The organism is Vibrio breoganii (assembly GCF_001677275.1).
GTDB classification, from domain to species: Bacteria; Pseudomonadota; Gammaproteobacteria; order Enterobacterales; family Vibrionaceae; genus Vibrio; species Vibrio breoganii.
In genome coordinates this window covers 1,996,729-2,017,285 of sequence record NZ_CP016177.1, presented here as the reverse complement: position 1 = coordinate 2,017,285, position 20,557 = coordinate 1,996,729, and the positions used below count along the sequence as shown (strand labels likewise).

Genomic DNA, 20,557 nt, shown 5'->3' with positions numbered 1-20,557 from the left:
TCATCGTTGAGTTGCTCGGATAGTCTAATTATAAACATACCTTATGCTTAATTCAGCCAAATAATTGCTTAGGCTAGGTATAAGCACACACATGTTACAAGCTGTTAATATACGCTACTAGACACCTTACTTTCAACTAATGCAAAACATTTTGTAACCGCTTACATATCTGTGATGTGGTTCTTAATTTGAGAGGGTTGGAGGTTACATTCTCTAAATTAAGGTTTATGGTTTGTTAAGTTTTTGCAATCAACCCTCTTTTTCATAGGCTTTTATGGATTGCTAGTGACTCTTTTGGTATCTATTTGGGGCGTTTTTTGCTCTTTTGTAACCGCTTACAATATTCATGCGGTCAATGATATCGCTACTTGGACAGTTAAATTGATGAATACAAGGAAACGCAATGGAAGTGAGTAATCGACGTTTTAAAGTCGCAAATCTAGCTCTCGTTACCGCTATAGCATTAGCTATGATGGGATGTGGCGATGAATCCCTTAGTTCACAAGCAGGAGCATCCGCAGATAGTCCTGATGGTTCTGGAACACCAACATTACCAACACCAACGCCGCCATCAGGTAGTGATATGGTCGTATTTGAAAACTCCGTGAATGCCAAGTGGCCTGCATGGGATTGTTGCGGTGGAACAACGCCAATTTATCCGATGGAGCTTGATGAGTACGGGTTAACGACAGAGTTTAGAGTCGGTGAGCAACCAGCAGTATTAGGGTTTGTTCGTGCTGAAGGACTTGCGGGTGTCGATGTCAGTGACATGGAATCTGCAGGCATGCTTGAATTTGAGATCAAATTACGAAACAGCCCTGGTGACAATGTAAATTGGATTGTGAAACTAGAAAGTAACGGCGGAGATCAAGAAAGTAATGGCGAAGCCGTTGAGTTATCTATCCCTGCACCAAAAATTGGTATGTGGACCAAGGTTCAAGTTTCTCTTGCGGATTTGTCTAATCAAGGCCTTGATTTAACCAATATCGATAAGATTCTGATTAACCCTGCATGGGAAGAGGGTGAGGGGGCAGTATACCGAGTTGATAATGTTAAATTTGTTGACGGTGATGCGTCTGAGCCAGAAAACCCTTCCGACCCGATTATTCCAAATGAGTCTGATGAAGGCTACAAGCCAGATCTAGTGGTTGCAATGGAAGATTTTGGTGGTGCAGCATCAGAGCAAGCGGCTGCCAATCCATCGAGTGAAACATTACCTGCAGGAACCTTGATAAAAACGATCAAACCAGCAGGTGCAGAGATATGGGCTGGAACGACTCTTGGTGATATTACTGTTCTTGACATAACACCTGAACGAAGCATTGTTTCCGTATGGGTGTTCTCTGCAGAAGCAGGTATACCGGTGTTATTCAAAGTCGAAAACTCAGTAGTACCAGAGCAATTAGCTGAGGTGTTAGTTCAAACTTCGCTTGTAAACGAGTGGGAAAAGCTTGAGTTTGATTTTAATGATTTAAATGGCGGTGTATTAGACCCAAACTATAGCTTTGACAAAAAGTCCATATTCTTTGATTTCTTGGCAGAGGCTGCGAACAAGGAATTTTACTGGGCCGATATGACATTTGTTGAAGTCGACGAAGTTGTTGATCCAGAAGAGCCGCCTGTTGATCCAGAAGAACCACCGGTAGACGATGGAGAGTCTTTTGTCATTTTCAATGATGTTGCTAATCCTGCGTGGTTAGCATGGGATTGCTGTGGCGGCACTGCCCCAGCCGTCATTACGGATAGTGACGATAACTATGGCGCTGTAACAGAGTTCAACATTGTAGGGGCTACGGTCGTGGGCTTTACCTCTAGAGATGGCGATGGAGCGGTAGGTGGTGCTCCCGTTGATGTCTCTGCGTGGCAAGACACTGGTACAGTATCATTTGATCTGAAGTTAACCAATGACAATGGTGCAATTGATTGGAAGTTTAAGGTTGAATCCGCTGGTGGTGGAGCCTTGGAGCTTACTCTAGCCGATGTACCAGAATTGGATGTTTGGAAACGTTATACCTTTAACTTAAGTGACTTAGCCGATGGCGGCGTGAACCTAAGCGCAATAGATCTCGTTATGATGTTCCCTGCATGGGGCTCGGGTGATGGTGCATCTTATGTCGTTGACAATGTAATCTTCTCATCGGCAGGCAGCTCTGCTCCAGAAGAACCAGAACAGCCAGAAGGGCCGGTATTACCTCCAGTAGATGTTGAAGGTAATGTCGTTGTGAATGGTGATTTTGAAACCGGTTCTATTGACCCTTGGTATTCGATTGGCGGCGGAAGTGTATCTATCGATAGCGGTGCCGCGCGTTTACAAGCAGGAAATGGCGCTGAATCTAGGATTAAAGCTAATGGAATTGGAGCGGGCGACATTAATCCAAACCAAACCATTACTGTTTCGTTCTCTTATCGTGGTGAAGCCGTTGATGGTGGTGTAGCGAATGCAATTATCCACTTTATTGGTGATGGAGTTGTTGGTACTGAGGTCATTGATATGCCTGCGCCTACTACTGAATGGCAATCATACTCTCAAGAAATGGTCGTTAGTGCAGGAACATCTGCAGGCTTAGATTTCACTATTGGGGGAGTTTGTGGTGCGGTAGCAACCTGTAGTGTCGACCTTTTCTTAGACAATATTGCTGTAGTGCCCGAGGAAGGAACCGGGGAAACACCAGATAACCCAGAAGAAGGCCCAATTCTGCCACCTGATGATGGAACAGGTAATCTCATTGTGAATGGTGATTTTACTGATGACCTGTTAACCCCTTGGTTCCAAGTTGGTGGTGGTAGTGTTGTTGTTCAAGACCAGTCCGTTACTGTTGCCGCTGCAACGGGAAATGAAGCGAGGATTAAAGCTGAAAAAGTCGGTCAGGGCCTAGTGACCGCAGGCCAGACAGTTACTTTGTCTTTCCAAGCTAAAGGCTTCACTGCAAATGGTAGTGTTGCCAATGGGTTGCTGTATACGACAAGCTCAGCCGGTGTTTCTAAGACAGATATCTTTGATATTCCTAATTTGACGACAGTATGGAGCGAATATAGCTACGACTTTGATGTTGGTGACAATCCTGAGTGGGGACTAGACCTAGCTATTGGTGGTGTGTGTGGTGCCGTAGATGGATGCCAAACGCAAGTGTCGTTTGATAATGTTCGATTAGAGATTAAATAGCCTTAACGCCACATAGATATAGATCTATGTGGCGTTTTTTTATGAATGTAATTTAAGTCTCTCAAGTTGAGTAAAGATTTATAAGGAAGTAGTAATGAGACGGTCTAATTTTAAGATTTTCGCAACCACAGTCCTGTCCTGCCTACTCATTGCCTGTGGCGATGAGCAGTTGAGTGTTGGTGGTAATGCTCCGGATGCTGGCGGTGATAATGATATTGCTGAACTGGCCCCGCAGCCAGTCCCTACCTCATTCCCAACAGCGAGAAATGGTGAGCCTCTGCTAGGAAACCCTGAATACCTAGCGGTTTCTTATGGTGCTTGGCGCACAACCACTCGCGAGTCAGGAGCAGAGGTTCCTTCTGTTGCTGAACATAAAGAAGATATGAAAATATTGTCCGCAATGGGTATAAAAGTATTGCGTACATATAACACCCAAGGCTTCACTGGGCTAGATGGAAAGAGCAATACTGAAAACTTATTGCAAGCCATTGATGAGTTACAACAAGAGGATTCATCATTTGAAATGTACGTGATGCTAGGGGTGTGGATTGACGCACTGAACTCTTGGACGGGTAATGAAGTAATACACGATCAAGAAAACCCTGTTAATGCGGATGAAATTGCCAAAGCGAAGGAATTAGCTCTAGCGTATCCAGATATTATCAAGGTAATAGCGGTAGGTAACGAAGCCATGGTGGCGTGGGCTGAATATCATGTTGTGCCTAGCATTATCCTTGACCACGTCAATGATTTGCAATCTTGGAAGATGCAAAGTGGTGATACAGATGATTTGTGGATCACAAGCTCTGATAATTTTGCTGTTTGGGCGGGTGATGATGCCAATGGTAACAACAACGATCAGACCGATATTAAAGCACTGATTCAAGCGATTGATTATGTTTCTTTACATACGTACGCGCATCATGACACGCATTATGACCCAATCTTTAAAGAGGAATGGAAGGTCCCTCTTAGTGAACAATCTTTATCTAAAGAGGAGCAGATTGCTTCTGCGATGACCAAAGCGCACAGCCGCAGTATTTCTCAACTAGCTCAAGCACAAACATTTATTAATAGTGTGGATCCTACCAAGCCGATTCATATTGGTGAGACTGGCTGGTCAACCGTTTCTTCAGAAATGTTTGGAGAAGGTGGAACTCAAGCAGCTGACGAATATAAGCAGAAGCTGTTCTACGACGCTATGCGAGAGTTTTCCAATGACTTCGGTGCTTCACTGTTCTTCTTCCAAGCCTTTGATGAGCCGTGGAAAGGTGACCCTAATAATCCTACGCACTCAGAAAAACACTTTGGCCTAATTGATATTGATGGGAACGTTAAATATGTAGCGTGGGACAAAGTCGACACGCTAAATAATCTAGGTCTAACTCGTGGTGATGTTTCGTCTTTCCAAGCTAGCTTTTCTGGCGATGAAATTACTTTAATGGATACCGTTCTACCACCTCCGTTTCAAGCTGCTGTTGCGCCGCCAGAAGAAGGTGAGTTTCAGGTATTGGGCGCTGCCTTGTACTCAGGAGCTGCCGCTTATGGTTGGGATAACCCAATCACGGCATGGGCGGGTGTAGATGAAACGACAGGAGTTCTAACGGTTGCGGCAGACCCAGCATTGGCAGCAGTCTGGGGATGGGGCGCAGGTGTTGGTATTGCAGGTCAAACGAGTAACCTTTCTGGATATCAATCAATGAGTTTCCAAATTAGAGGCGTAGAGAGCGGTGAAAGTGTATTAGCTCAATTTGGTTTCTATTTGGGTTTCCAAACAGAGGGGGGTGGCAATCACTGGATTCGCTTTAATGCAGGTCAAGGTTATTCCTTAACTACCGATTGGCAAACAATCAACGTCAATCTTAGTGAGTTTTCTGGCACACCTGACCTTAACCAAGTGATTTCGCCATTTACTATCTCTGATCTCTATGAAACATCCGGAGGAAGCGCGCCAACCAAGAGCAATATAGAGGTTAGAAACATCTCTTGGTATGAGTAGTTCTCCTTTGTTATTAGTTACATGATTTGAATATTGTAAGCGACGAAGTGCCCCAGCACTCGTCGCTACTTATAGACTCATTTATACGTCACTGGCTTAGATTCTGAAGCAAACGACGTAATCAGATAAAAGGTTAGAATGCGATGCTAGATTCGCTTATTAACAGAAAAAAAACCTCCTCAACCATGTTGCTAGCACTTGGACTTACATTAGGTTTCTCTGCACCAGCAAGCGCCGGATGGGAAGTCCAGTGGATAGATTCTTTTGAAGGTGACGGGGTTGATTGGCGTAATTGGACTGCACAAACTCAAGCCAATTATAACAATGAAGTCCAGTGCTACACCGCTGACGACTATTCATCCGAACGAAATTATGACGTGTCTGATGGCACATTAAAAATCATAGCTCGAAAAAAACTGCACAGTTGCCCAACACTTGGAGGCCAAACTAAGTCTTGGACCTCCGGACGATTAAATAGTAAAGACAAACGAGAATTTTTATATGGTCGTATTGAGTCAAGAATACGCTTCCATAATCTAGAACGAGGCACTTGGCCTGCGTTTTGGATGCTAGAAAACCGCATTGCAGAGCAGCCTATTAAAGGGGATGGTGATAATGTCGGTTGGCCTAATCCAGGAGCAGGAGAAATTGATGTTTGGGAATGGTTCTCTAATCAACCAACCAGCTACATTACTAATTTTTATAATGCTTCAGGTTGCGGCAGTGAATACCGTCATCCATACCCTCAAGGTGCAGCTGATGTCCTAGAGTGGCAAAAATATGCAGTGGAGTGGACTCCCGATAAAATTGACTTCTATATGAATGATACATTGGTTGTCAGCCAAAATATTCAAGGTTGTCGTCAGTACCAAGAGCCAATGTTCGTGCTACTTAATGTCGCCATGGGTGGTAATTTAGGTGGGAGTATTGATCCCAACCTACAACAAGCCACGATGGAAATCGATTACATAGCGCATTGCCAATTTTCGGAAGGTAATGATGCAAAGTTCTGTGATGAACAAACTCCTAAATCTGATGAGTTAATTCCGGCTATACCCCTACCAGAACTTCAGCTTACTTTAACTCAAGGTAATGGAAGCGTTGATGTGATAGAGCCTTTTGCAGGCGAAGCTTCAGTGACCGTTGATATAGATCTATCGGACGAGCAGAAGGCAGATTATAGCCTTTACTGGCAAGTAGACGATATTCCTAGCCCTGTAATGGAGATGCAAACCTTGACGTTTGATCCTTCATCGATGCTCGATGGCGACTACGAAATTGGAGTATTGCTAGAGCATGTTACGGATGAGTCATTAAACAGCCGAGCCGTAATGATTGTTCGAGTTCGCAGTAAAGAAGATGCAACAAGCCCTCCTATTGAGCCGACACCTAGCAGTGGCAGCTCAGGAGGTAGCTCTAGCTTACCATTCATTTTCGGCTTATTTCTTTTGGCAGTTTCACGTCATAGTTTCCGCAAAATTTTGAATTAGATAGGGATATCAATCATGAAAAATAGTTTGAAAAAAATAGGGGTCGCTTGCGTAATGACCACTCTGTTTGGGTGTGGCAGTGATAGCGATAGCAGTGGTTCTAGTTCAGGTAATGAGCCTAGCTCCCCAACGCCAACGCCTGAATTGAGTCAATTAACCATTGCAATTCGAGACGCTAATCTACAAAGCCACCTAACTCAAGCATCTGTAAAGATTGGGAACCAATATAAGGATACCAACGCACAAGGTGAAGTGACCTATGAAGTTGAAGATGGTGTGCATACAATTACAGTGAATAAAACCGGGTATCATTCGACTGAGAGCCAAGTCTTGATTGCCGGAAATGACTCATCTGTAGTAATGGACTTAGAAGCACAAGAGGTTATTCCTGCACCAGAAGAAATGTTTATATTTCACTCACAAAATGATGATTCATATTACATGCAATACTGGGGCGACACTTGGGGCTCTGGAGCTTTGGTTCAAGATGTGTCGGATGATCCTGATTATCCTAAAGTGTTGAAGATAGACAGCGGCACAAACTGGGGAAATGGTGCAGGGATCGCATGGGGTAATGAGCAAGTTAATGCTATCGATACCTCTAGTTATACTCATGCAAAATTTGCTCTTAAGACCACAACGTTCACAACTGTTCAGGTTAATGTTCAAGGGTTTGGCATTCCAGACTTTAGCTCCGACTATCCGATTAGCTCAGGTGTACCATTATCTAATGGTTGGGTACAGTTCGAGGTGCCAATACCTACAACCTACGATTTAAAATGGTTTGGCCTTGTATTTACAAGTGATCAGACGAGTTCTGTATTGCTGAGTGATGTGTCTTTTATCACTAAGGAAGTCAGTGTAAGTCAACCAAGCGTACCTGCACCGACTCCAGAAGCCATTGATAGTGAAGTGTTCTCTATATTTAGTGACAGTCTTTCTGAGGATAAATTTGTATCTCTATGGAATGAAAATTGGTGGAATGCGCCATTTTATTCGGCAGGAAGCATTGAAGGGAACAACTATGCGCGTTATGAAATCTTAGGCTCAGGAGCAGAAGGTGGGGTAGTAGGTGTTCAATACGGTATCGAATATGGCTCGGTCGATGTATCAGAACACAATACCTGGAATATGGATTTATATGTTGAGCCTGGTATTAATCGGGTAATGCTTCAACTAGTGTCAGGTGATGGCTCATCGACTTATAGCATAGATAACCCACAGGCGGGTCAATGGTTGTCACTACAAATACCGTTCTTAGATATGGCTATAAATGGCAATGGGGCATTAAATACAGCTCAAATGCAGATGGCCGGTATTCAGCTTTGGGGTGAAGCTGGGAAAGCGATATTTGTTGATAATATTTACTTCTCAGGTCAATCGAATAGCTATGACTTAAATGTTTCAGTTAAGGATACTTTTGGTGCAGCATTGCAAAATGCTGAAGTAATCGTCGGCATTGATGGTGAACATGACGTGGCATACAAAGTTATGACCAATAGCAGTGGTGTTGCCACTCTAGTGTTATCAGAGGGAGTGCAAAAAGTAAAAGCTGTGGCAGACGGGTATGGGGTGACGCAGCAATTGCATACGGTTGACTCAGGTGCAGCGTCACTAAACCTTACACTGTCCGCACTTAATCCAGGACCAGTAACAGCAGCCCCAACTCCTAATGTATCTAGCAACGAGGTTATTTCACTATTTAGTGATAACTTGGATAGTCCTCACTACATCACTTATTGGTCTGATCCATGGTGGAATCCACCTGTGCACTCGATGATAAATATCGGTGGTAATGCGACCGCCAAATTTCAAATAACGCCAGATGGAACTAGCGGAGGTGTTACGGGAATACAGTATGGAGTGCAGGAGCCTGTTGATGCATCCGCAATGACAGGCTTGAGGTTTGATTTTTATGCAACCACTGGTGTTACTAAGGCTCAGTTCCAATTACTGTCGCAAAGCGGTCCACTAATCTATGACTTAAATAATGTTCAACATGGTCAATGGGTGACAGTGGAACTCGGCTTTGATGCACTTGGGGCGGATGCAAGCTACAACAAAGCAGCAATGCAGCAGTTAGGCATGGCTTTGTGGGGAACAACTAGCGATAGCGTCTACTTAGATAATATCTATTTCTATTAACGTAACATCAAATGTGACCTTTAAAGTTGCCACTTAATTATTAACGAGTGGCAATTTTTTTTGAGAGTACCATATTTGATCCGTCTATTTTATCGATACGTATCCTCCGCTAAGCTCCACCTTGAAGCCTCACTTGAGCTAATTTTCTTCTAATGAATAATAGCCTCTAGAGTGATACCTCTTAGACATAAAAATGTTATTTCTATTGATTATTTCAGCATAAAAAGCGAAAGCGTGCGCTAATTCAAAAAGCAGAACGGTGGTACTTGATATAATTTTGTAACCGCTTACATTTTACTTTAAGCAAACAAAAGTAAGTAAGTGTTTTTCCAAGGGCAATTGTAGGCATAAGGTAGACGAGCGTTTATCGAGTCCACTGCAGGCAAGGATTGTTAGGGCTAGAGAAAGATTTTTTAGTGTCGTTCGTCGATCAAATGTAACCGCTTACATTGTGGCAGGTTTGACCATCAATCGAAATAGTAGGAAGTCTAAGAACATGGAGTTAGAAATCGTGAGCAAAACTATAAACCGAACAATGTTGGCAAGTTTGATTCCACTTATATTAGCAGGCTGTAGCTCAAGCAGTGCTCCAGTGCAGATTACTCCAGACCAACTGGTAGATACATCAAAAACACCAGATACAGGCTGGCAGATGGTTTGGAATGATGAATTCTCAGGCACCGAAATCGATAAATCTAAGTGGAGCTTTGAAGAAAACTGCTGGGGTGGCGGTAACAATGAGCAGCAATGTTATACCGACCGTAAAGTGAATGCGTTTGTCGATAGTGGTGTTCTGCATATTGTTGCGAAGAAAGGCAGTTTTACTGGTCCAAACAATCCCGATGGCGACATGCGCGCTAAAGCGACCCTTCCTTATACGTCTGCACGCCTTAGAACCTTAAACAAGGGTGACTGGAAGTACGGTCGCTTTGAAATTCGAGCTCTCATGCCTTCCGGTCAAGGAACCTGGCCTGCGATTTGGATGTTGCCAAGTGATTGGAAGTACGGTACTTGGGCGGCATCGGGCGAGATAGACATCATGGAAGCGGTCAACCTCAAGACACCAACCGATAAAAAGGATGCGGCTGAGGGTGAGGTTGAAAACCGCATTTATGGTTCTCTACATTACGGCCGAGCTTGGCCTGAGAATGTACACACTGGTACCGAATATGTTTTACCAAACAACGCAAGCCCTGCGGATGCTTTTCATACCTATGCCATTGAATGGGAAGAAGGCGAAATCCGTTGGTACGTCGATGATGTTCACTACGCTACCCAAACACAAGACGGCTGGTATGGCCAATATAAAGAGAATGGGCAGCTAGTAACAGCGCCAGATTCTGCCCCCTTTAACGAGCGTTTTCACCTGTTACTTAACCTTGCGGTAGGTGGTGCTTGGTCTGGGAACACCAATGAAGGTGGCATTGATGCCTCAGCCTTCCCACAAACTTTAGCCGTTGATTATGTTCGAGTTTATCAATGCTCAAACGACGTAGAAACAGGTCGTGGATGTGCAACGAGTGATGAGAGCATTCAAATCACCAAAGGCCATGAAACGCCGAAAATCTTAGTGGCTGATGCCAACTACGGAAAAGGAAATTCGCTCGAAGTCTTTTCTGAGCAGATTAACCCTCTTCTTGTATTAAGCGGATATGATCCTGACGCCAACATCAATGCGAGCTTTGTTGATGATGCGAGCAAAGGAAAGGTATTGCGCATTGAAAAATCGGGTGCCAGTGGTAACACCTACTTCAAAACACCAGAAGTGGATCTGAGTGATTGGCTAGCAAGTGGTGAGTTGGTATTCGACCTGCTTGTTGAATCAAACCCTGGTGATTCTGAACTGCTTGTGAAGATAGACAGCGGCTGGCCAAAGGTCAGCGACCTAGGCGTGTCACTACCTTCTCAAGGACAGTGGCAAGAAGTGCGAATTAAGTTGTCAGATCTTGCGAACGGAGGCAACCGCTTCGCTGCAGGAAACAAAGTAGATATGAGCAAAATCATAAACTTGCTGGTTATTGAGCCTCAAGGTGAGATGACGCTAATGATGGATAACGTGCGTTTTGAACGCTAACTAAATTGGAAGGGCAGGCGGTCTGTCCTTCTCATTTTGCAATCAAATTGATGAATTGCCGCGCCATAAAGCTCGGCTAAAAGTAAATGGAGTTTATATGAAAATGTCAAAGGTCGCTTTGGGTTTAGTTACAGCATTAACGGGACTAGCAGTTGCTCCTACAGTGCTTGCAAATCCGGTTGAAGGGTTTGAATACCACGGTTATTTCCGAGCTGGTGTTTTGATGAGTGCAGAAAATGATTTCAAGCGTTCAAACTTCGCGGGACAAAAAGAAACATTAGGACGTCTAGGTATCGAAGCCGACAACAATTTTAGCGCACAATTTGCTAATACCTGGACATGGGATGAGGATAAAAGCTTCAAGATCAATCTAGGTTTTGGAACCATTGATGAAGAGGCGGGGATTAGTACAAGCGCAGAAGCAAAAGGCGCCGGTATCGATAACGGCTATGTTGAATTTACGGGCATGTCTTCATCCGGCGTTGTATGGGGTGGTGGTCGAGAATATGGAAAGGTCGACAACTACATCTTTATGACCGATTTCTTTTACTCAGATATGTCGGGCATTGGTGCAGGTATTGTCAGATATGAGATCGGTGAGTCGTTGTGGGACTTGGCTTATATCGCTAGTGACCGTTCAGACTCTGAATTTGATCGTTGGAACGACGACTCTGCGGTAATTGGTAACAACACTACTAACCTTAATAACCTATTACACGCGCTTCATATTGGCGTTTCATACGGTGACGTTAGACTTTCTGCGTTAGTCAAAGGTATGCCGGATAACTGGGATAAAGAAGGGAATGAATGGGCAGAATCGGGCTTTGATTTAACCTTTACCTACACCATGCACAGCTTCTTTGGCTTACCGGGTAATGGAGATTCCAAATTAATCGTTCAAGGTGGTAAAGGTCTAGGTGCTGGTAACTTGCTGGGCGGTACGATCACGGGTTACAACGCCTATGGACCAGGTTCTTTAGCTCAAGGTCAACATAATGATTGGGGTGATGCAGGGGATGCTACCTATCTGATCACGCATTTAGAAGATGATGATACCTCTGGGCGTGTATTGCTATGGGGTCGCTACACCTTCGACAATGGACTCAGCTTATTCCCTTCTGTTCAAGGTCAATACAACCATATGGCGGAGGGTGATGCTCGCGCAGAATCTGACTACAACTACTGGGTTTCGGCAATGGTGCGTCCAACGATGCCAATTAGCGAATACTTCTATCTGCAAGGTGAGCTCGGTTATGTCTACAACAACTGGGGTGGTTCATCGTGGACGCAAAGCAAGTTTACTATCGCACCGACATTTATTATGGCAACGCCATACGGTGTCGCGCCTGAGATTCGTTTCCTCGCGAGTTACCTACCTGAGTCTTGGACCAACGAAGTGGATCAGCCTGATGGTTCGACTAAGCTGGAAAGTGATTTTATCGTTGGTATTCAAGCGGATGTATGGTGGTAATGCCGGCTGAGACAGTCTGATTTTAGTTAATTTCTTATAGTTTACTTAGTCTAAGGCGATGTAGATAAGTTTGTGATTGATGGGGGATCAGTCACAAACAACAAACCAAGGTTTATGGCTCATAAACCGAGCTGTGGTCTCGTGTAACCTAGTTATCTGCCTAAGCTATGTGTTGTGATTGGTAAGACACAATAATGCTATTTAGCGTCGCCTCTATGAGGCGATTTTTTTGTTTCTGGCGCTGAGAGTAGGGCAGTAAACGGTCGATTGTTGTGAGTTAAATGAGAGCTTATGTGTAGCCCAAAAACGAAAAAAGCCGTATCGAAATACGGCTTTTGGTCGTTGTGTTTTAAGCTGGACTATTCACGTTCGTGAAGAGGCTTAAACTCGCGCTGCGTTTCACCAGTGTATAGCTGACGTGGGCGGCCAATGCGGTTGTGCGGATCACTGTGCATTTCGCTCCAGTGTGCAATCCAACCAACGGTACGAGAGATAGCGAAGATAACCGTAAACATAGATACTGGGATACCAATCGCTTTAAGAATGATACCTGAGTAGAAATCTACGTTAGGGTACAGTTTCTTCTCTACAAAGTACTCGTCTGATAGAGCAATACGCTCAAGTTCCATTGCTACATCTAGCAGAGGATCTTTAATGTTCAGCTCTTTCAATACATCGTGGCACGCTTCACGCATTACTGTTGCGCGTGGATCGTAGTTTTTGTAAACGCGGTGACCGAAGCCCATTAAACGGAATGGGTCATCTTTGTCTTTCGCGCGTGCTACATATTCTTCAATCTTGTCTACGCTGCCGATTTCTTCAAGCATGTGTAGGCAAGCTTCGTTTGCACCGCCGTGAGCAGGTCCCCATAGAGATGCAATACCCGCTGCGATACACGCAAATGGGTTAGCACCAGAAGAACCAGCCAGTCGAACGGTCGACGTAGAAGCATTCTGTTCGTGGTCAGCGTGCAAGGTAAAGATCTTATCCATAGCACGAGCAACAACAGGGTTTACTTCATATTCTTCACAAGGATTTGCGAACATCATATGAAGGAAATTTTCTGCATAGCTTAGGTCGTTTCTTGGGTAAATAAATGGTTGACCTATGCTGTACTTGTAGCACATTGCCGCTAGTGTTGGCATTTTCGACAACAGTCGGAATGCCGCAATCTCGCGGTGTTTATCATTATTAATGTCTAGTGAATCGTGGTAGAAGGCCGCTAGTGCACCTACTACCCCACACATTACCGCCATTGGGTGGGCGTCGCGACGGAAGCCGTGAAAGAAGCTTGCGATTTGCTCATGCACCATAGTATGGCGCGTTACAATCTTCTTGAAATCCTCGTATTTTTCACGAGTTGGGGCTTCTCCGTACAGCAAAATGTAGCAAACTTCCAAATAATCCGCGTTGTTTGCTAATTCATCGATTGGAAAACCACGGTGCAATAGAATGCCCGCGTTACCATCAATGTAAGTGATTTGAGATTCACAAGATGCAGTGGCAAGAAAACCAGGGTCAAAGGTAAAGTAACCCTTGCTTCCCAATGTACGAACATCGATCACGTCTGGGCCATCGGTTCCCTTCATAATCGGCAATTCGATAGGCGCTTGACCCTCAATAGTCAGAGTCGCTTGCTTATCTGCCATAACATTCTCCTTTGTTATTTTATTTTCCATCTTGATTCAATGGTGCACCAAATTTGTACTGATCTTCGGGCGAGAAGTCAATTTATATACCTTTTTGTGTGCACTTGTTTAGGTTTCTATACGTAGAATTAATAAAAATTGGGTCTATGTAACATTATTTGTTAATGCAATTGTATTGGTTTGTTAACGGTCGTATAGTGGCGCTGAAATCTAAGCTATATCTTTGTTTCATCTCCCTATGATATCGGCTTTGCTAAGGGAGAGTTTTCTATTTTATAGACTAACAAAGTGACAAAACATTCAGGGGCGACCCATAGTTATGTAAGTTTTTGTTAAATTTCTGCTAAAGAAGCCCAAATGTTTACAATTTGTAAAACTGCTCAAAGGAGCTGAGTGAGCACGCCGTGGACAAGAAAAAAACAAGACCTGTCAATCTGGACCTCCAGACGATTCATTTCCCGATCACTGCCATTGCTTCGATCCTGCACAGGGTATCTGGTGTTATCACCTTTGTCGCTGTCGGAATCTTACTTTGGTTACTTTCCATTTCTCTGTCATCACCTAAAGGGTTTATGGAGGCTGCCAGTTACGTTGATGGCTTCTTCGTTAAATTCATTTTGTGGGGAATACTAACTGCGCTTTTCTACCATATCGTGGGCGGTATCAGACACCTTTGCCAAGACCTAGGGTATTTTGAAGAACTAGAGAGCGGTGCTAAAAGTGCACAGATCTCCTTCATCATTACCGGCGTTCTAGCACTCGTTGCGGGGATAATCGTATGGTAAATAACGTATCTTCATTTGGACGCAATGGCGTCCATGATTTCCTGCTGGTTCGTGCAACCGCAATCATCCTGACCCTCTACACCATCTACTTATGTGGATTTTTCCTGATCTCAGGTGACATAGGGTATATGGAGTGGAGCAACTTCTTTGGTGGACTGTTCACCAAGATCTTCACTATGATCGCGTTGTTCTGCATTCTGATTCATGCATGGATTGGTTTATGGCAGGTACTGACCGACTACATTAAACCGGCGCTATTGCGCGGTAGTCTGCAACTGGTTCTCATTGCAGTGCTACTAGGTTATTTCTTCTCTGGCCTATTTATTCTTTGGGGGGCATAAATGACGATTCCAGTTCGCGAATTTGATGCAGTAGTCATTGGTGCTGGTGGTGCAGGCATGCGTGCAGCACTACAAATCTCTGAGCAAGGTTTGACTTGCGCATTGTTATCAAAAGTATTTCCTACTCGTTCTCACACAGTATCTGCGCAGGGTGGTATCACCGTTGCTCTGGGCAACTCACATGAAGACAATTGGCAATGGCACATGTACGACACCGTTAAAGGGTCGGATTACATTGGTGACCAAGACGCTATTGAATACATGTGTAAGAACGGTCCAGAATCTGTCATCGAGCTAGAAAAAATGGGCCTACCATTTTCTCGCTTCGAAGACGGCTCTATTTATCAGCGTCCGTTTGGCGGTCAGTCAAAACAGTTCGGTGGCGAGCAAGCTGCACGTACTGCGGCGGCAGCTGACCGTACAGGTCATGCACTATTGCACACCCTGTACCAACAGAACATCAAATACAAAACCACGATTTTCAGTGAGTGGTACGCCCTTGATTTGGTGAAAAACCAAGACGGCGTAGTCATGGGTTGTACGGCTATCTGCATGGAAACTGGCGAGATGTGTTACTTCAAGTCGAAGGCCACAATCTTAGCGACCGGCGGCGCAGGTCGTATCTATTCTTCCACCACTAACGCTCACATCAATACCGGTGATGGTGTTGGTATGGCACTTCGTGCTGGCGTCCCTATGCAAGACATGGAGATGTGGCAATTCCACCCAACCGGTATCGCTGGTGCAGGTGTACTAGTGACCGAAGGTTGTCGTGGAGAGGGTGGTTACCTTCTCAACAAAGACGGCGAGCGCTTCATGGAACGTTATGCTCCGAATGCGAAAGACTTAGCCGGTCGTGACGTTGTAGCTCGTTCTATGATGATCGAGATCCGTGAAGGTCGTGGCTGTGATGGTCCTTGGGGTCCACACATTAAGCTGAAGATGGATCACTTAGGTAAAGACGTACTCGAGTCACGTCTGCCAGGTATCTGTGAGCTATCACGCACCTTTGCTCACGTTGATCCAGTGAAAGAACCGATTCCGGTTATCCCAACCTGTCACTACATGATGGGTGGCGTACCAACGCAGGTGTCTGGTCAAGCAATCAAGCTAGATGCGAACGGTTCTGATGTTGAAGTACAAGGCTTGTTTGCTTGTGGTGAAATTGCATCAGTATCAGTACACGGCGCTAACCGCCTAGGTGGCAACTCGCTACTTGATTTGGTGGTATTTGGCCGAGCTACTGGTCTGCACCTTGGCGATACGCTGGCAGTTCAATCAGAAGCACGTCCAGTTTCAGAGTCGGATATTGAAGCTTCTCTGGCTCGTACTATGCGCTGGGAAAACAGCACTAGCGGCGAAGACCCTGCTCAGATTCGTAAAGACATGCAAAGCTGCATGCAAAACAGCTTCTCGGTATTCCGTGAAGGTGAAGCGATGGCAACGGGTCTTGACGAGCTGCGTGTTATCCGTGAGCGTCTGCAAGATGCGCACCTTAGCGACAAATCAACAGAATTCAATACACAACGTATTGAGTGTCTAGAGCTAGACAACTTGATGGAAACCGCTGTAGCAACGGCTGTTGCTGCGAACTACCGTACAGAGAGCCGTGGCGCACACGCTCGCTTTGACTACCCAGACCGTGATGATTCGCAGTGGCTATGTCACTCAATCTATAACCCGGAAACGGAGAGCATGTCTAAGCGTGACGTGAACATGGAACCTGTGCATCGCGAAGCGTTTCCACCGAAAGCTAGAACCTATTAAGGGAGCGAGATATGAACCTGAATTTTTCTGTCTATCGCTATAACCCAGACGTAGACAGCAAGCCCTACATGAAACAGTACACGCTAGACGTGGAAGAAGGGTCGGACATGATGGTGTTGGATGCGTTGATCTTGTTGAAAGAACAAGACCCATCGCTTTCTTTCCGTCGTTCATGTCGTGAGGGTGTGTGTGGCAGTGATGGCCTCAACATGAATGGTAAGAACGGTTTGGCGTGTATCACGCCACTGTCTGCCTTAAAAGGCGATACCTTGACGATTCGTCCGCTACCAGGCTTGCCTGTTGTGCGTGACTTGATTGTTGATATGACTCAGTTCTATGACAATTACGCCAAGGTGAAACCGTTCTTGATTTCAGACGGCGAATTGCCACCATCGCGTGAACATAAACAGTCTCCAGAAGAGCGTGCACACCTTGACGGTTTGTATGAGTGCATCATGTGTGCATGTTGTACCACATCATGCCCATCATTCTGGTGGAACCCGGATAAGTTCATTGGTCCTGCGGGTCTTTTAGCGGCTTATCGCTGGTTAATAGATAGCCGAGATACGGCAACTGATGAACGACTGAGCGATCTAGACGACGCATTTAGTGTTTTCCGTTGTCATGGCATCATGAACTGTGTCAGTGTATGTCCTAAGGGGTTGAACCCTACCAAAGCGATTGGGCATATTAAGACAATGTTGGTCAATCGTTCGGTATAGATTATTGAAATTACGGGCTTTTCAGAGTTTACTGTTTAGCCCGTCATAGCCAAACATTTAGGTTTGGGCAGAAGTTCGGCAAAGACCGAAACAATAAGTATTAATCTACAGGTTAAGGGAATATATGCATAACGGTGTGATGAAGGCATGGCTCGAGTCTTCACACTTGGCAGGCGCCAATGCAACGTACGTAGAAGAACTCTACGAACTTTATCTAAGTGACCCAGATCTGGTGAGTGAGGAATGGAAACGCGTTTTTGATGAACTGCCAGTGCAGGCATCAGAGCAAGGGGAGCAATCTCATACGCGTGTTCGTGACTACTTTCGCAGACTTGCACAAGAGACTAAGCATTATAATGTCCAAGTAAGTGATCCTGATGTCGATGCAAAACAAGTAAGGGTACTTCAACTTATTAACGCCTATCGATTTAGAGGCCACCAAGCGGCCAATCTGGATCCACTAGGCTTGTGGGAACGCCCAGTTCAGCCTGAACTAGACCCTGCGTTCCACAGTCTTACCGAAGACGACCTCAACGAAAGTTTTAACGTCGGTTCTTTTGCGGTAGCGCAAGAAACCATGCAGTTAAAAGACCTCTATAAAGCGCTCAACAAAACTTACTGTGGCTCCGTCGGTGCAGAATACATGCACATGACCAACACAGAACAGAAACGTTGGGTTCAGCAACGCCTTGAATCGGTTCAATCTCAACCAGAATTTACTCTTGATGAGAAGATCACCTATCTTGACGAACTTACCGCAGCCGAAGGCTTAGAGCGCTATCTTGGCGCTAAATTCCCAGGCGCAAAACGCTTCTCTCTAGAAGGCGGTGACGCACTTATCCCTATGACTAAAGAGCTGATTCGTCATGCCGGTCGCAGTGGTATGCGTGAAGTCGTTGTGGGCATGGCTCACCGTGGTCGCTTGAACATGCTAGTCAACGTTCTGGGTAAAAAACCTCAGGACCTGTTTGATGAGTTTGCGGGTAAGCACGATGAAACGTGGGGTACCGGCGATGTTAAGTATCACCAAGGCTTCTCAGCTGACTTTGCCACTCCAGGCGGTAATGTTCACTTAGCATTGGCATTTAACCCCTCTCACCTAGAGATCGTTAACCCAGTAGTTATTGGTTCAGTACGTGCTCGTCAGGACCGTCTTGGTGACAAGAATGGTTCAAAGGTATTACCAATTACTATCCACGGTGACTCTGCAATCGCAGGTCAAGGTGTGGTGCAAGAGACGTTTAATATGTCTCAAGCGCGTGGTTTCCAAGTGGGCGGCACGGTTCGTATCGTTGTGAACAACCAAATTGGTTTCACAACTTCTAACCCTCGTGATACGCGCTCAACCATGTACTGTACTGATATCGCTAAGATGGTACAGGCACCGATCTTCCACGTGAATGCTGATGATCCAGAAGCAGTAGCGTTTGTAACGCGCATTGCCCTTGATTACCGCAACACGTTTAAGCGTGATGTTGTTATCGACCTTGTTTGTTACCGTCGCCATGGTCACAACGAAGCCGATGAGCCGAATGCAACACAGCCGTTGATGTACCAAAAAATCAAAAAGCACCCAACGCCACGTAAGCTGTACGCTGATGTGATGATGGAGCGCGAAGAGATTGGTATCGATACTGCGACGCAACTGGTGAATGAATACCGAGATGCCCTCGACCACGGTGAAGTGGTGGTAAAAGAGTGGCGTCCAATGGCATTGCATTCAGTGGATTGGTCTCCTTATCTAGGCCATGAATGGGATATGGAGTGGGACAGCAAGTATGAGCTGACTCGCCTTAAAGAACTGGGCAACAAGCTCTGTGATTACCCAGATAGCCACAAACTGCAAAGTCGCGTAAACAAGCTTTATAACGACCGCAAGTCCATGGTCGAAGGCGAGAAAGCCATCGACTGGGGTATGGCAGAAACATTAGCTTATGCCACCTTAGTGGATGACGGAAAACGCATCCGTATCTCAGGTCAAGACTCAGGCCGTGGAACCTTCTTCCACCGTCATGCGGTATTGCACAACCAAGAAGATGCCAGCACCTTCGTTCCACTTGCGAATATCCATGATAAGCAAGGCCCGTTCCAAGTGTTCGATTCAGTATTGTCCGAAGAAGCAGTATTGGCATTCGAGTATGGCTACACCACCGCAGAGCCGGGTGGCCTGACTATTTGGGAAGCTCAGTTTGGTGATTTCGCCAACGGCGCTCAGGTAGTGATTGACCAGTTCATCTCTTCTGGTGAGCAAAAGTGGAATCGTCTATGTGGTATTACATTATTGCTACCTCATGGGTATGAAGGGCAAGGCCCAGAGCACTCATCGGCTCGCCTAGAACGCTACCTACAGTTGTGTGCTGAACAGAACATGCAGGTTGTTGTGCCATCGACCCCTGCGCAGGTGTATCACATGTTGCGTCGTCAGGTAGTGCGCCCAATGCGTCGTCCTCTTATTGTGATGTCACCTAAGTCGCTACTGCGCCACCCACAGTGTGTGTCGTCTCTAGAAGACCTAGCGGAAGGTACCTTCCAATCGGTGATCCCTGAGGTTGATGAGCTAGATAATGCTAAGGTACGCCGCGTTGTATTCTGTTCGGGTAAGGTTTACTTCGACTTACTAGAAGAGAGACGTAAGCGTGAGCTTGATGATGTAGCGATTGTTCGTATTGAACAGCTATACCCATTCCCGCTAGCAGACCTTCGTGAAGTGATCTCGGTTTACCCTGAAGCGAAAGACTTCGTTTGGTGTCAAGAAGAGCCACAAAACCAAGGTGCTTGGTATTCGAGCCAGCACAACTTCCGAGCAGCAACGCCATTTAACACAACCCTTAGCTATGCAGGTCGTCCTGCCTCTGCATCACCAGCGGTTGGTTATATGTCAGTTCACTTGAAACAACAGAAAGCGTTAATCAATGACGCTCTTACAATTGATAAAGAACTAGAAGAATAAG

The 20,557-nt window shown here is 45.4% G+C and carries 12 protein-coding genes; 11 read left to right on the top strand and 1 reads right to left on the bottom strand.

Annotated elements, in window-relative coordinates:
- Window positions 1-403: 403 nt before the first annotated feature.
- The 6 genes from A6E01_RS09265 to A6E01_RS09240 all read left to right on the top strand — a co-directional run bounded on the left by A6E01_RS09265 (window position 404) and on the right by A6E01_RS09240 (window position 12,342).
- Window positions 404-3,163, top strand: a complete 2,760-nt coding sequence (locus tag A6E01_RS09265; protein WP_065210115.1) for a carbohydrate binding domain-containing protein — start codon at window positions 404-406, stop codon at window positions 3,161-3,163.
- A gap of 94 nt (window positions 3,164-3,257) precedes the next feature.
- Window positions 3,258-5,162 (top strand): glycoside hydrolase family 17 protein, encoded by a 1,905-nt coding sequence (locus A6E01_RS09260; RefSeq protein WP_065210114.1) that lies wholly within the window; start codon window positions 3,258-3,260, stop codon window positions 5,160-5,162.
- Window positions 5,163-5,305: 143 nt separating this feature from the next.
- Window positions 5,306-6,652 carry a glycoside hydrolase family 16 protein gene (locus A6E01_RS09255; RefSeq protein WP_065210113.1) on the top strand — a complete coding sequence of 449 codons (1,347 nt, stop codon included), beginning with the start codon at window positions 5,306-5,308 and terminating at the stop codon, window positions 6,650-6,652.
- Window positions 6,653-6,667: 15 nt separating this feature from the next.
- Complete coding sequence (locus A6E01_RS09250; RefSeq protein ID WP_237334471.1) at window positions 6,668-8,797, top strand: carboxypeptidase-like regulatory domain-containing protein; 2,130 nt, start codon at window positions 6,668-6,670, stop codon at window positions 8,795-8,797.
- A 496-nt stretch (window positions 8,798-9,293) separates the two neighbouring features.
- Window positions 9,294-10,871, top strand: coding sequence for a glycoside hydrolase family 16 protein (locus tag A6E01_RS09245; protein ID WP_017032597.1), 1,578 nt, complete (start codon window positions 9,294-9,296; stop codon window positions 10,869-10,871).
- A gap of 97 nt (window positions 10,872-10,968) precedes the next feature.
- The gene (locus tag A6E01_RS09240; protein WP_017026749.1) at window positions 10,969-12,342 is read left to right on the top strand and encodes a carbohydrate porin; all 1,374 of its coding nucleotides are present in this window, start codon (window positions 10,969-10,971) and stop codon (window positions 12,340-12,342) included.
- A 359-nt stretch (window positions 12,343-12,701) separates the two neighbouring features.
- On the opposite strand, the gene A6E01_RS09235 is transcribed toward A6E01_RS09240, so the two are convergent.
- Entirely contained in the window at window positions 12,702-13,991 is a 1,290-nt protein-coding gene (locus A6E01_RS09235; protein ID WP_017026748.1) for a citrate synthase, read from the bottom strand.
- 404 nt (window positions 13,992-14,395) lie between these two features.
- On the opposite strand from A6E01_RS09235, the gene sdhC reads away from it, so the two are divergent.
- The 5 genes from sdhC (at window position 14,396) to sucA (ending at window position 20,556) form a co-directional block, all read left to right on the top strand.
- Window positions 14,396-14,776 (top strand): succinate dehydrogenase cytochrome b556 subunit, encoded by a 381-nt coding sequence (gene sdhC / locus A6E01_RS09230; RefSeq protein WP_017026747.1) that lies wholly within the window; start codon window positions 14,396-14,398, stop codon window positions 14,774-14,776.
- The gene (gene sdhD / locus A6E01_RS09225) at window positions 14,770-15,117 is read left to right on the top strand and encodes a succinate dehydrogenase, hydrophobic membrane anchor protein (protein ID WP_017026746.1); all 348 of its coding nucleotides are present in this window, start codon (window positions 14,770-14,772) and stop codon (window positions 15,115-15,117) included. The genes sdhC and sdhD overlap by 7 nt, the downstream gene beginning before the upstream one ends.
- On the top strand, window positions 15,118-16,884 hold the full coding sequence (gene sdhA, locus A6E01_RS09220; RefSeq protein WP_065210111.1) for a succinate dehydrogenase flavoprotein subunit: 1,767 nt from the start codon (window positions 15,118-15,120) through the stop codon (window positions 16,882-16,884).
- Window positions 16,885-16,895: 11 nt separating this feature from the next.
- Window positions 16,896-17,606, top strand: a complete 711-nt coding sequence (locus A6E01_RS09215) for a succinate dehydrogenase iron-sulfur subunit (RefSeq protein WP_017026744.1) — start codon at window positions 16,896-16,898, stop codon at window positions 17,604-17,606.
- Window positions 17,607-17,730: 124 nt separating this feature from the next.
- Window positions 17,731-20,556, top strand: a complete 2,826-nt coding sequence (sucA, locus tag A6E01_RS09210) for a 2-oxoglutarate dehydrogenase E1 component (RefSeq protein ID WP_065210110.1) — start codon at window positions 17,731-17,733, stop codon at window positions 20,554-20,556.
- Window position 20,557 lies beyond the last annotated feature (1 nt).